This window comes from Glaciibacter kafniensis (assembly GCF_039538945.1).
GTDB classification, from domain to species: domain Bacteria; phylum Actinomycetota; class Actinomycetes; order Actinomycetales; family Microbacteriaceae; genus Cryobacterium; species Cryobacterium kafniensis.
On sequence record NZ_BAABCN010000004.1, the window covers coordinates 92,537 to 105,852 of the forward strand.

Genomic DNA, 13,316 nt, shown 5'->3' on the forward strand with positions numbered 1-13,316 from the left:
CGGTGTTCGAATTGACCACTTGAGTTCTGGGAGGTCTCGCTGTGCCGGATGTGTCACGCCGCACCGCTGTTGCCCTCGGGCTCGGCACCCTCGGCCTCACCGCCGTCACCATTGCCGCGAACCCGGGTCGGGTCGGTGCTTCGCTTTCTGCACTGGCCGCTTCTTTTGGCCCACCTGCTATTCCGGCGCGGTCCATTTTCGCGGGCTCGGTCGGCCAGGTTTTCACGGCGGTGTCCTCGGCCGGAAGCTTTCCTGTCACCCTGGCATCAATCGGCGATCTTGCCCCGATGACGATCGCCGATGACGAAGACCGATTCAACCTGTTGTTCGAGTCGAAAGATGCTCGATTCGAACAGGGCATCTACAAGATCAGCCGCCCCGGTGTTCCGATGACCGAACTGTTCGTCTCGCCGGTGAACGCCGAGGCGAAGGTGCGCACTCTGCAGGCCCTCGTCAACCGGCAGGCCTAATGCTTCTCGATTCCGCCGTCACCGTTACTCTGCGCACTGCCGCGCGAGGCGACGATGCACTCATCCGCCGCCTCTTCACCGACTCGCGGGCTGCCGACTTCGCTCACCTGCCCGGCACGGATGCGGCGGCGCAGGCCATCGTCGACCTGCAGTTCACCGCACACGCCGCCATGCTCTCGACCAGGTACCCCGATGCAGAGCACAAGGTCATCACCGCACACGGGAGTCCCGTCGGCCACATCGTCACCAACACGCTGCCCGGAAGCATTCGCCTCGTGGACATCGCCGTGCTTGCCGAGCACCAGGGCCACGGTCTCGGAACAGCTGTGCTGGATGCGCTGCTCAGCCACGCCGACGCGACCGTCCGAACGGTTGAGCTCTCGGTCTGGGAGCTCAACGAACCGGCGATTCGGTGGTACCAGCGACACAACTTCATCACCACTGGCGCGGTCGGCGGCCGGCTCGCGATGAGGCGTCCGGCCCACCTGAAACAAGGAATTCCCGCATGAGCGCAACGCCCGAATCCGACTACCAGCATTTCGCCACCCGTGTTGGCGCGACGTTCACTGTCGCTGTCGAACCCGAAGGAAACGTCGATCTCGAGCTCGTCGAGTGCAGCCCCGCCGTCACATCCGGCGGTTGGTTCTCCTACTCACTCAGCTTTCGGGGAAGCGCCGCCACCCCACTCGGGCAGGGCACTTTCATCTTTGACGCCGAGGGCCTCGAGCCGAGCGCAATCTTTATCGTGCCGGTGAGTTCTTCCTCCCTCGGCATCGTCTACGACGCGCACTTCACCGTGCAGGAAGGCTGACCACCCATGGCTCAACCGTATGTCGGAGAGATTCGCATCTTCGCCGGAAACTTTCCTCCCGCAGGCTGGATGTTCTGTGAAGGACAGCTCATTCCGATCTCCGAGAACGAGACACTCTTCCAGCTTGTTGGCACCACCTATGGGGGCGACGGGGAGTCGACATTCGCACTGCCCGACTTTCGCGGGCGGTTCCCCATCCACCAGGGAAACGGCTACACCCTGGCAGAAACGGGCGGTGCAGAAGCAGTGACGCTCACCACCCAGCAGATTCCGATCCACAACCATGTTCCGCTCGCTTCGAAGTCGGCGGGCAATTCGTCGATTCCGGACGCGAAGGCCTGGGCCGCCTGGTCGGACAATCCCTACAGCGACGCCGCTGTCACCGGAGCCAAGAAGCTGCATCCGGCCGCGCTCGCGCAGACCGGCGGCAGCCAGCCGCACGACAATATGCCCCCGTACCTTGCGCTCAGCCTGATCATCTCGCTGTTCGGCATTTTTCCGAGCCCGACCTAATCCGCTGATGCCTGCCCGAATGAGTGAGAGAGTGAGCCTCCATGGCTGAACCGTTCCTGGCCGAGATACGCATGACCTCCTTCGTCTTCGCTGCCAAGGGGTGGGCCCTCTGCAACGGACAGCTCCTGCCGATCAACCAGAACCAGGCGCTGTTCTCCCTGCTCGGCACCACCTACGGCGGTGACGGCCGGGTGAACTTCGCCCTGCCCAATCTGCAAGGACGCATGCCCATGCACACCGGGCAGGGGCACACCCTCGGCGAGAATGGCGGAGCGGAAGCGCACACTCTCACCGTGGCGGAGCTTCCGGCGCACACTCACGGACTGAATGTCGCATCCCCGGCCAACGCCCTGACGCCAGAAGGCAACTATTTCGCTGCTCCGGGCAAGCAGTCATTCACCACCTCCACCGACCTCGTGGCGATGAATCCTGCCGCAATCACCGCGATCGGTGACAGTCAAGCCCACCTGAACCTCCCGCCGATTCTGACGGTGTCCTTCATGATCGCGCTCGAGGGCATCTTCCCGAGTCAGACCTAACCCGCCATCGATGCCCGAACTATCTGGAGTGTGACTTGCCATGGCTGACCCATTCGTCGCCGAGATCCGCATCTTTCCGTTCAATTTCGCCCCCAGGGGTTGGGCGTTCTGCGACGGTCAGCTCCTGCCGCTCTCCCAGAACACGGCGCTGTTCTCCCTGCTCGGTACGACGTACGGCGGAGACGGAAAGAGCAACTTCGCACTTCCTGATTTGCAGGGCAGATCGTTGATCGCCCCCGGCCAGGGCCCCGGATTGAGTCTTCGCGACCTCGGCGAAAGCTCTGGTGTCGACACCGTGACGCTGCTCGAAAGTGAGATCCCGTCTCACACCCACCAGATCCAGGCCCTCGACATCCCGGGCACCCTCAATTCGCCCGAGGGAGCTCTCTGGGCCATTCCGCGCTACGGGCGTGCGACCGAGAAGGCCTACTCCACCACCGCCGGCCAGCCCGTCACGAACGCTGCGATCTCTCGGACCGGCCAGAATCAGCCGCACAACAACCTGTCGCCGTATCTCACACTCAGCTTCTGCATCGCATTGCAGGGCGTCTTTCCGCCGCGCACGTAGCTACTTGGGCGGGTAGCCACCCTCGCTAGGTCTCGAGCTGCTCGCTGGCGCTCGCTCCTCGACCAACGAGCCCTACAGCTGGTCGAGGCTGTCCGCCTCCACGTCGACATCCACACTCGGCCGGCCAGCGGATGCCACGCTGAGCGAGTCGCCGTCTGGCGCCAGATCCACCCGCACCACGTCGCCGTCATGCACCGCCCCGGAGAGCAGCGCCCGCGCGAGATGATCGTCGATCTCCTGCTGCATCAGGCGGCGGAGCGGACGCGCCCCGTAGATCGGGTCGTAGCCGCGCTCGGCCAGCCACGCCCGCGCATCCGGTGTGACGGCCAATTCGAGACGACGGTCGCTGAGCCGCGTCTGCATACGATCGATGTAAAGCTCGACGATCTGGCCGAGATCTTCTTTCGACAGTGCGGAGAAGACGACGATGTCGTCGAGCCGGTTCACGAACTCCGGCTTGAACGACTGCCGCACCAGCGCGCGCACGGCCGCCTCTTTCTCCTCTGCCGTCAACGCCGGGTCGACGAGATACTGCGAACCGAGGTTCGAGGTGAGCACCAGAATCGTGTTGCGAAAGTCGACGGTGCGCCCCTGGCCATCCGTCAATCGGCCGTCGTCGAGCACCTGCAGCAGCACGTCGAAGACCTCGGGGTGCGCCTTCTCGACCTCATCGAACAGAATCACCGAGTAGGGGCGACGCCGCACGGCCTCGGTCAGCTGACCGCCCTGCTCGTAACCGATGTAGCCGGGAGGGGCGCCGACGAGACGCGAGACGGCGAACTTCTCGCCGTACTCGCTCATGTCGATGCGCACCATCGCCTTCTCATCATCGAACAAGAACTCGGCGAGCGCCTTGGCCAGCTCGGTCTTGCCGACACCGGTCGGGCCGAGAAAGAGAAACGATCCGGTCGGCCGGTCGGGGTCTGAAATGCCGGCCCGACTGCGGCGCACCGCATCGGCAACCGCGCGCACGGCCTGCTTCTGGCCGATCAGCCGGTGGCCGAGCTCACCCTCGAGGTTGAGCAGTTTCTCGGTCTCGCCCTGCAGCAGACGCCCCACCGGAATGCCGGTCCACATGGCCACGACGGCGGCAATGTCTTCGGAGGTGACCTGTTCGTTGACCATCCGCGGCCCCGTCGACTCGGCCTTCTCCGCTTCGACCAGTTCACGTTCGATCACCGGGATGTCGCCGTAGAGCAGCCGGGACGCCTTCTCCAGGTTTCCCTCCCGCTGGGCACGATCGGCCGCGCCGCGTGCGGCGTCGAGCTTCTCGCGCAACTCGCCGACCCGGTTGAGCGAAGCACGTTCTTTGTCCCAGCGCGTCTGGAGCTCGAGGAGGTTTCTCTCACGCTCGACGAGGTCTTCGCGCAGCTTGGCCAGCCGCGCCTTCGACGCGTCGTCTTTCTCTTTCTTCAGCGCCAACTCTTCGAGCTTGAGCCGGTCGACGCTGCGGCGCAGTTCGTCGATCTCCACCGGCGCGGAGTCGATCTCCATCCGCAGTCGGCTGGCCGCCTCGTCGATTAGGTCGATGGCCTTGTCTGGCAGCTGCCGGGCGGTGATGTAACGGTTCGAGAGGGATGCCGCCGCGACGAGGGCCGCATCGGCAATGGTCACCTTGTGGTGGGCTTCGTAGCGCTCCTTGAGCCCGCGCAAAATAGCAACGGTGTCTTCGACGCTCGGTTCCCCCACGTGCACCGGCTGAAAGCGGCGCTCGAGCGCGGCATCCTTCTCGATGAATTCGCGGTACTCGTTGAGCGTGGTGGCGCCGATCAGTCGCAGTTCGCCGCGGGCCAGCATGGGCTTGAGCATGTTAGAGGCCGCGACCGAGCCCTCGCCGCCGCCCGCGCCCATCAGCGTGTGCAGCTCGTCGACGAAGGTGATGATCTGACCGTCGGCCTCGTCGATCTCCTTGAGCACGGCCTTCAGACGTTCTTCGAACTCGCCGCGGTACTTCGCGCCGGCCACGAGGGCGGCCAGGTCGAGAGAGACGAGCTGCTTGCCCTTGAGCGACTCGGCCACATCGCCGGCGACGATGCGCTGGGCGAGCCCCTCGACGACCGCGGTCTTGCCGACGCCGGGTTCGCCGATCAGCACCGGATTGTTCTTGGTGCGGCGGGTCAGAACCTGGCTGACCCGGCGAATCTCGGCGTCACGTCCGATCACCGGGTCAAGTTTGCCGCTGCGCGCAATCTCGGTGAGATTCACTCCGTATTGCTCGAGAGCGGTCTTTGCGTCTTCCTGGGGCGGTTGCTGTCCGGCTTGCATCTGAAGTCCTCCACGGTCGAGCATCGGTCGAGTGCGACTGACTCCACGCTATCGACCTGACCGTCCACATGCCACTGCTTGCGGTGGTCGAGGAGCACGCGACGCAGGAGCACGCGTCTATTGGGTAGATGATGATTCCGTTGATCGAGGAGCAGCCGACGAAGGAGGCCGCGTCTCGAGATCTCGCGAGCCAATCCTTGAACTCGGGTTGCGTTCGAACATCGGCTCGCGAGGTCGATTAGGTAGATGATGATTCCGTTGATCGAGGAGCAGCCGACGAAGGAGGCCGCGTCTCGAGATCTCGCGAGCCAATTCTTGAACTCGGGTTGCGTTCGAACATCGGCTCGCGAGGTCTCGAGATGCTCGCTGGCGCTCGCTCCTCGACCAACGAGATGGTGATCTACTGGTGAGCAGGTGAGCCGAACGTGACAAGGTCTGGAGCGATCGACGCGGTGCGCGTTCTCGGTGTCGCGGCCGTCGTCGCGGGCCACACTCTGGCCACGCCCCTGGTTCGCCCGCTCTTCTACAGCTGGCACGTGCCGCTGTTCTTCTTTCTCGCCGGCTACTTCTGGTCAGCCCAGAGACCGTTCATGGTGGAACTCAAGGCCAGAACACGAACTCTCGTGCGGCCGTATGCATCGTGGTGGATTCTCATTGCGCTGGTCTTCGTGCCGCTGGATGCGACGCTCGAGACCACGACGGGGGCCCGGCTCCTCGGTCCGTTCTTCAACGGCAGGCACTCAGCGTTGCCGTACACGACGTTCTGGTTTGTTTCAGCGCTGTTCGCCACCGTCATGCTTTTTCGCCTCCTGTTTCTCTTGCCCCGTCCGCTGGTCTGGGCGATCGCGGTCGGCGGTTCCGTGCTCGGATACCTCGCGGGAGACGAGCTCGCCCAAACTCCCTTCGCGATCGGTTCGGCGCTTCCCTGCCTCATCTTCCTGGTGCTCGGAACCATCGCCCACGATCTGCGCCCGCACATCGCTCGACCCGGCCTGGTCGGGACCGTGCTGCTCGTTGGCTCCGCCGCGCTCGTGGCCAGCGGAATCTCCGCACCTCTCGACATCAAGCAAGGCAACTACGGCACCCCCGGCGTGAGCGTGCTGACCGCCTCCGCCATCTCCTTCGGACTCGTGCTGGTGGCCGAGAGCGCCTTCGCGCGGTTGGCGGTCTCGCGCCACTCCACGTTGTCCCCGTGGCTCAACGTCGGCGCCACCCGATTGGCCTACGCCGGGCTCACCGTCGTGCTCCTCCATCCGCTCGTGTTCTGGCTGATGCTGAGGTTCGCCCCGCCTGTTCCGAACTGGCTCCTGTTCGTGGTGACGCTCACCGTTCCCTGGCTGATCGGGCTCGCCGTGCTGCGCACACCGGCATCCCCCTGGCTGACCGGCGTGGCGCGCGTCGGCCGGCTCTCGCGCCGCGACTAGTCACGTCCTCGCATTCCAAAGCCGTTGGTCGAGCCTGCCGAGACCCTATCGACCCGCGCGTGCGCTCAAATCGTCGTCTGCGCCGTCACGAGGCGACGATTTGAGCGCACGCGCTGCCGGTGAGGAGCCGTCGAGACCGACAGGCGCCCTCCGCGACGCCGACTCGGCGATGCGCCGGCTTTCCACACCCTCTCGCTGCCAGCTTTTGTGCGGATGCGGCGTGCGAGAATGAAAGACCGTCACGTTTGGAATTTGCGCACTCTATGACCCCTCTTCTCAGCACTCACGAGATCGCCCGCCTTGTCGGCAGCCAGGTTTTCTCACGCGGTGAGCGCTACGCGCGCAACGGCAACGTCGTTGACATGGTCTGGCCGGAGTCGGGCACCCAGCTGCTCGGCCGCGTTGCCGGATCAACCGACACTCCCTATTCGGTGACCATCTCCTTCGCGGTCAGTCAGTCGGGCATCGTGATGAACGTGTCGGGAGTCTGCAGCTGCCCGGTCGGCCGAAATTGCAAGCATGTCGCCGCACTGTTGATCGCCGGCCGCCGGCCAGAGCCGACCGACTTCGCCGACGGTGACGGCGCAGGTGCCGGCCCGTTCGGCAGCTCCGCCGGCAGTTCGTCTGCCCGACGTGGCGTCTCGTTTCCCGCTCTCGTGCCCGACTTTGAGGGCGGCAGCGACGCGGAGACCGGCCGGGGTACGGCAACCGCCTTCACTCCTTCGACCGGCGCGAGAGCCGGCGCGACCTCACGCGGTGCCGCGAGCGCCCCCGCCATCCCGGCCTGGCAGCGCCAGCTCGCCCCGCTGGCCCATCCGACGCGCGCGCCAGCCGCGTCGACAAGTACTCCGCTCGCCCTGCAATTCGAGGTGCTCGAGGCGACTCGATCGAGCCGGATGACGCCCGGCCCCTCGACGTACCGGCTCGGCATCCGCCCGATGGTGATGGGCAAGAAGGGCGCCTGGATTCGCGGCAACCTGAACTGGACGAACCTCAGCTACGCCCGCGGCACCTACAACGCTGAGCACCAGAAGATTCTCGGTGCGCTCTACGCCCTCTACTCGGCCGGACAGAGCTATTTTGTGCACATCGACCAGTGGATGCACCTCGACGGCTTCGGCAGCCGGGCGCTGTGGGAGCTGCTCGACGACGCCCGCCGCAGCGGCCTTCCGCTGATTTCGACGGCGCCAGGACAGGAGCCGATCACGCTGCTGAGCGCACCGGCGACCGTCGCCCTCGACCTGACTCGGCGTTCGACCGGGTTGGAACTGGCGCCAGCGCTGAACTTGACCGAGGCCGCGCCCGCGCCCGCGCCCGCGATGCAGAGCAGTGTCGACGGCGGCAACGGCAGGGATACCGGCACCGGCACGAGCAGCGACGCCAACGCCGACTCCAATGCCGATGCCGATGCCGACGACCGCTCCGAGGGCATCCGTTTCGGGTTCATCGGCGAGCCCGCGCATGGCGTTTTCGCGTGGCAGCTGCCGGACTCCCCCCACAGCACACCGCGCAGTTCGGCCCGGTCAACACGCAGCTCGACGCGCGACTCGGCGCGGCGTTCGGCCAGCGCTCCCGCCACGGGTTCGGCCACCGGCGCCCGCATCACTTTGGCCCCGTTGGCCACGAAGCTCGAGACTCCCCTGCGCCGTCTGCTCGCTGCGCCGGAGAACATCGTCATTCCGCCGGGCGACGAGCCGGCTTTCTTGGCCGACTACTACCCGTTCTTGCGTCGCCAGCTTGAGCTGACGAGCAGCGACGGCTCGTTCGAGCTTCCCGCAACGGCTCGCCCGTTTCTCTCGCTTGAGCTGGCACACACGACGGATGCCGGCATCGCGTTGAACTGGGCCTGGCAGTACGCCACGCCTCGCGTTGAGGTGGAGGCTGAACCCGCAGTCGCAACAGGCGCCGACTCGGCTGCCGAGCCCGGGACCGAAACGACAGAGCCGACCGAGCCGGAAGCGGCCATCGCCGCCGCCGCCACCACCGCCACCGCCGCCCCATCCGCCCCCGCAGACGCCGGCCCCCGACTCCGCCTCCGCGCCCCCGAATCCGACTCCGAGTACCGCGACCCGGCGCATGAGACCGAGATCCTGCGGGAGCTCGCCCCGGTGCTCGCGCCCTTCGACAGCCTGTTCGAGCAGAGCGGCGGTCGGCCCCGGCTGGCCGAACGCAGCACGCTGACCGGTGCCCGCATGATCGAGTTTCTGGCGGGCGCGACGGCCGCACTGACGGCATCCGGTCACGTGTTCGTGCAGCTTCCCGACGACGGCCCCCAGTACCGGGAGGCCGACGAGGCCCCGGTGATCAGCCTCGCCACCACCGAGCGGCCCGACGACCGCGACTGGTTTGACCTCGCGGTGACAGTGTCGATCGAGGGCGAGGAGATTCCGTTCGACGATCTGTTCCGCGCGCTGGCCACCGAGCAGGAGCTGCTCATTCTCGGCAGCGGCACCTGGTTCAGTCTCGACCGGCCGGAGTTCGCCCAGCTGCGCCGTTTGATCGAAGAGGCGCGCGGCCTGCAAGACTCGCACTCCCCCTCGCTCGGAATCAGCCGGTTTCAGACCGACCTCTGGGTGGAGTTGCAAGAGCTCGGTCTCGTCGCCGCGCAGGCCTCAGCCTGGCGGCAGGCCGTCGAGGGGCTGACGGATGCGACCCAGGTCGCCGCCCAGAAGCTGCCGGAGTCGGTGAACGCGAGCCTGCGCGAATACCAGCAGAGCGGTTTCGACTGGCTCAGTTTTCTCTACGACAACCAGCTCGGCGGCATCCTCGCCGACGATATGGGCCTCGGCAAGACCCTGCAGGCGATCGCCCTGATTGCCCATGCCCGCGACAGGCAGCGAGAGCAGGGCACCGCGCCGGCCCCGTTCCTCGTCGTCGCGCCGACCAGTGTCGTGTCGAACTGGGCGGCCGAATGCGCGAAGTTCGCGCCCGATCTGCGGGTCGTGGCCGTCACAGAGACGTCGGCCAAGCGCTCGGCCGATCTGGCGGCATCCGCGGCTGAGGTGGATGTCGTGATCACCTCGTACACGCTGTTCCGGCTCGATTTCGAGGAGTACAACGCCATCGGCTGGGCCGGGCTGTTGCTCGATGAGGCCCAATTCGTGAAGAACCACCAATCGCGCGCGCATCTCTGCGCCCGGCGACTGAAGGCTCCGTTCAAACTGGCGATCACCGGAACCCCGCTCGAGAACAACCTGATGGAGTTCTGGTCGCTGACCTCGATCACCGCTCCCGGGCTGTTCCCGAGCCCGTCACGCTTCGCGGAGTACTACCAAAAACCGATCGAGAGAGACGCCGATTCCGAGCGCCTCGCGCAGCTGCGCCGCCGCATCCGCCCGTTCATGCTGCGTCGCACCAAAGACCAGGTCGCCAAGGATCTGCCGGCAAAGCAGGAGCAGGTGCTCGAGCTGGAGCTGCACCCGAAGCACCGCAAGGTCTACCAGATGCACCTGCAGCGCGAGCGGCAGAAGGTGCTCGGGCTGATCGAGGACATGAACGCCAACCGGTTCGAGATCTTCAGATCACTGACCATGCTTCGTCAGCTCAGCCTCGACGCGAGCCTCTACGACGAGAAGTACTCCGATGTGCCGTCGACCAAGCTCGACGCGCTGATGGAGCTGCTCGAGGATGTCGTGGCCGAGGGGCACCGCACCCTCATTTTCAGCCAGTTCACCCAGTATCTCGGCAAGGCCCGCGACCGTCTCGACGCCGCCGGCGTCTCGTACTCCTACCTCGATGGCAAGACCCGCAACCGGGCGAAGGCCATCGCCGACTTCAAAGACGGCAACACCTCGGTGTTTCTGATCAGCCTGAAGGCCGGCGGTTTCGGGCTCAACCTCACCGAAGCCGACTACTGCATCCTGCTCGACCCCTGGTGGAACCCGGCGACCGAGGCGCAGGCCGTCGACCGCGCGCACCGCATCGGCCAAACCAAGAATGTGATGGTCTACCGCTTGGTCTCGAAGGACACCATCGAAGAGAAGGTGATGGCGCTCAAGGCGCAGAAAGCGCAGCTGTTCGAGAGCGTGATGACGGATGGCGCGGTGAGCGCAACGGGCCTCAGCGCGGCGGACATCCGCGAGCTGTTGTCCTGACGCGGGCCCCGGGCTGTCGCCGAGTTTGTGCGTTCCGGTCGAGTTTGCCCGGCAGAACAGGGCAACTCGACCGGAAGTGTCAAGCTCGGCGCCGGGGACGCACGCCCCGTTGACGGAAAGCGCAACTGAGAGCACTCTCAGTTTGAGACCCCGAAATGTCGGTTGCGGATCGCCCTTCTCCCAAGCTCGCTTTCTAAGCTGCCAAGGGATGTCGACCTCCGTTTCAGGGGACGACGGCGAGTTGTGACCAGCGGCAGAGGGCGTGGGTTTTGTCAGCTTTTCTCGAAGATGTCGACCGGCGCGTTGCGACCACACTCACGCCGGAGCGTCGCGCCTGGCTGACCCGCCCGCGCACGCTGCTTATCGGGTTTCTGCTGGTGCACCTGATCTACTTTCTGGCGCTCCTCCCCACGATCGTCGTGGGCGGGGCGCTCGGCGACCTTCCGCTCTATCGCACCTGGGCAGAGGAAGGCCTGAACAGTCAGATCTGGCCCGGCCTCACCCTGCCCTGGGTCTATCCGATCGGCGCCCTCGCGCCGATCACACTCGCCGCGCTCGGCGGGCCGGGCCTCTATCTTGTGTTCTGGTTTCTGATGACGATGGCGCTGAATGCCGGGGCGATCGCCGCCCTCACCGATTTCGGGCGTCGCTCCAGCGGCTACGCGGCCGCCTGGTGGTGGATGCTGCTGTGCTTCGTGCTCAGCCCGGTCGCCTTGCTCCGACTCGAAGGAATCACAGCCCCCCTCGTGATCATCGCGCTGGTGCTGCTCGCCAGACAGCCGGTCATCGCCGCGGTGCTGCTCACCGTCGCCACCTGGATCAAAGTCTGGCCGGTCGCCGTGCTGCTCGCCATCGTCGCCGTCTCCCGGCACCGGATGAGCGTGATCGCGACCGCCGTCGTCGTGTCGGCCGGGGTCGTGGCCGGCGTCTGGGCGTTGGACGGCCTGGGCTATCTCACCGGGTTCATCACGATGCAATCCGACCGGGCCTTGCAGCTGGAGGCCCCCGTCTCAACGCCCTGGGTGTGGCTGGCCGCACTCGGATCGCCGGGAAGCTTCGTCTACCAAAACTTCGCGATCGCGACCAGGGAAGTCGCCGGCCCCGGCGCCGCCGCTGCCGCCTCCGCGATGACCCCGCTCATGATTCTGGCGATCAGCGGTGTGGTGGCCCTGATCCTCCTCGCGAAACGACGCAACGCCGACAGCGCTCATCTGCTGCTGCTCGGCGCACTCGCCCTCTCGTCGGCGCTCGTGGTCTTCAACAAGGTCGGCTCACCGCAATACATGCTCTGGATCGCGCCGATCATCGCCGTCGGCGTCGCAACGGACTGGCAGCGCTGGCGCATCCCGGCCTACCTGATGCTCGCGATCGGCGTGCTGACCACCCTGATCTTTCCGGTCTTCTACCTGCCGCTGATCGACGGAGACCCGGCAGCCCTGATCGTGCTCACCGTGCGCAACGCCATGCTGATCGTGATGCTCGGCTGGTCGGTGCAACGGCTCTGGATGCTGGCCAGCGGGCGGGCCACCGAGCCTGCGGTGGTCGCAGCCCGCGTCGCGCGCTCTGCGGTGCGTTAGCTCGTTGGTCGAGGAGCGTGCGAGCGCAGCGAGCCCGTGTCTCGAGACCTCGCGAGCCAATCCTCAGACGTGACCCAGCCTGAGTGAATGGCTCGCCCGGTCTCGCCAGGCTCGACCACCGGAAGCTAGACGCGTTCGCGCTCCGGCTCTGCGGTGTGGTGCGGGTGCTGGCCGCCCCCATGCGAGTGGTCGAGCGGCTCGACGTGAGCGGCCGGCACATGCGTTGACGTGTGGGCGTGCGAGGCGTTCGCCGTCGGAGCGTGATCTACCGACGCCTGCACCTGGTGCGAAACCAGAACGGGTGCCTGGTGGTGGTCATCGCTGCGGGAGATCTTGTCGATCCAGGCGAGGGCGATGGCCGAGACAATGAAGACCATGTGGATGATGACCTGCCACATCACGCCGTCCCAGGTGTAGCTCTCACCGGTGATGTTCTTGCCGGTGCTCACCTCGCCGCGGGGAGCCATGTCGCCGACCTCGATGAACGTCTTGAGCAAATGGATCGACGAGATGCCGATGATGGCCATGGCCAGTTTGACCTTGAGCACGTTCGCGTTGACGTGAGAGAGCCACTCGGGCTGGTCGGGGTGGCCGTCGATCTTGATCTTCGAGACGAACGTTTCGTAGCCACCGATGATCACCATGATCAGCAGGTTGGCGATCATCACGACGTCGATCAGGCCGAGCACGCTGAGCATGATCATCGATTCGTCGATGTGGCTCAGGTCGTTGAAGACCTCCCCGGCGAGGTGCACAAGCTCGGTGATGAAAACGACGACGTAGACAACCTGGGCCACGATCAGGCCGAGGTAGAGCGGCGCCTGCAGCCAACGGCTGAAGAAGATCAGAAAGCCGACGCTCTGCAGCCAGCGGTTCTGCGGGGGATATTGACGGGTGGTCGGCAGTTTTGTCGGCGCGTCGGTCATCCCTGAATTTTATCGCACGCCCGCTGAACGTTCGTGCTGCAGCAGGGCAGGATGGCTGTGAGTCCGCCGAAAAAGCAGCCGGTGCCACCCCGCTTCGAGGGTGGCACCGGCTGCGTTGAGCATGCCCTG

11 protein-coding genes are annotated in these 13,316 nt (G+C 65.6%); 9 read left to right on the forward strand and 2 right to left on the reverse strand.

Annotated elements, in window-relative coordinates; translation table 11 throughout:
* Positions 1-41 precede the first annotated feature (41 nt).
* The 6 genes from ABD791_RS09715 to ABD791_RS09740 are packed head-to-tail and all read left to right on the forward strand — an operon-like array spanning position 42 to position 2,901.
* Entirely contained in the window at positions 42-470 is a 429-nt protein-coding gene (locus tag ABD791_RS09715; protein WP_345065514.1) for a DUF6916 family protein, read from the forward strand.
* Positions 470-979, forward strand: a complete 510-nt coding sequence (locus tag ABD791_RS09720; protein WP_345065517.1) for a GNAT family N-acetyltransferase — start codon at positions 470-472, stop codon at positions 977-979. The genes ABD791_RS09715 and ABD791_RS09720 overlap by 1 nt, the downstream gene beginning before the upstream one ends.
* Positions 976-1,281, forward strand: a complete 306-nt coding sequence (locus tag ABD791_RS09725; protein ID WP_345065520.1) for a DUF6916 family protein — start codon at positions 976-978, stop codon at positions 1,279-1,281. The genes ABD791_RS09720 and ABD791_RS09725 overlap by 4 nt, the downstream gene beginning before the upstream one ends.
* Positions 1,282-1,287: 6 nt before the next feature.
* Entirely contained in the window at positions 1,288-1,794 is a 507-nt protein-coding gene (locus ABD791_RS09730; RefSeq protein WP_345065523.1) for a phage tail protein, read from the forward strand.
* A 41-nt stretch (positions 1,795-1,835) separates the two neighbouring features.
* Entirely contained in the window at positions 1,836-2,333 is a 498-nt protein-coding gene (locus tag ABD791_RS09735; RefSeq protein ID WP_345065525.1) for a phage tail protein, read from the forward strand.
* Between the two features lie 40 nt (positions 2,334-2,373).
* Positions 2,374-2,901: a phage tail protein gene (locus ABD791_RS09740; protein WP_345065528.1), complete on the forward strand. Its 528-nt coding sequence runs from the start codon at positions 2,374-2,376 to the stop codon at positions 2,899-2,901.
* 72 nt (positions 2,902-2,973) lie between these two features.
* On the opposite strand, the gene ABD791_RS09745 is transcribed toward ABD791_RS09740, so the two are convergent.
* Positions 2,974-5,166: an ATP-dependent Clp protease ATP-binding subunit gene (locus ABD791_RS09745; protein WP_345065531.1), complete on the reverse strand. Its 2,193-nt coding sequence runs from the start codon at positions 5,164-5,166 to the stop codon at positions 2,974-2,976.
* Positions 5,167-5,591: 425 nt separating this feature from the next.
* Between ABD791_RS09745 and ABD791_RS09750 the strand changes: the two genes are divergently transcribed.
* The 3 genes from ABD791_RS09750 to ABD791_RS09760 all read left to right on the forward strand — a co-directional run bounded on the left by ABD791_RS09750 (position 5,592) and on the right by ABD791_RS09760 (position 12,261).
* Positions 5,592-6,590: an acyltransferase family protein gene (locus ABD791_RS09750; protein WP_345065533.1), complete on the forward strand. Its 999-nt coding sequence runs from the start codon at positions 5,592-5,594 to the stop codon at positions 6,588-6,590.
* Positions 6,591-6,853: 263 nt separating this feature from the next.
* Positions 6,854-10,684, forward strand: a complete 3,831-nt coding sequence (locus tag ABD791_RS09755; protein ID WP_345065535.1) for a DEAD/DEAH box helicase — start codon at positions 6,854-6,856, stop codon at positions 10,682-10,684.
* A gap of 269 nt (positions 10,685-10,953) precedes the next feature.
* The gene (locus tag ABD791_RS09760) at positions 10,954-12,261 is read left to right on the forward strand and encodes a glycosyltransferase 87 family protein (RefSeq protein WP_345065537.1); all 1,308 of its coding nucleotides are present in this window, start codon (positions 10,954-10,956) and stop codon (positions 12,259-12,261) included.
* Positions 12,262-12,386: 125 nt separating this feature from the next.
* On the opposite strand, the gene ABD791_RS09765 is transcribed toward ABD791_RS09760, so the two are convergent.
* Positions 12,387-13,187 (reverse strand): TIGR00645 family protein, encoded by an 801-nt coding sequence (locus tag ABD791_RS09765; RefSeq protein WP_345065540.1) that lies wholly within the window; start codon positions 13,185-13,187, stop codon positions 12,387-12,389.
* Positions 13,188-13,316 lie beyond the last annotated feature (129 nt).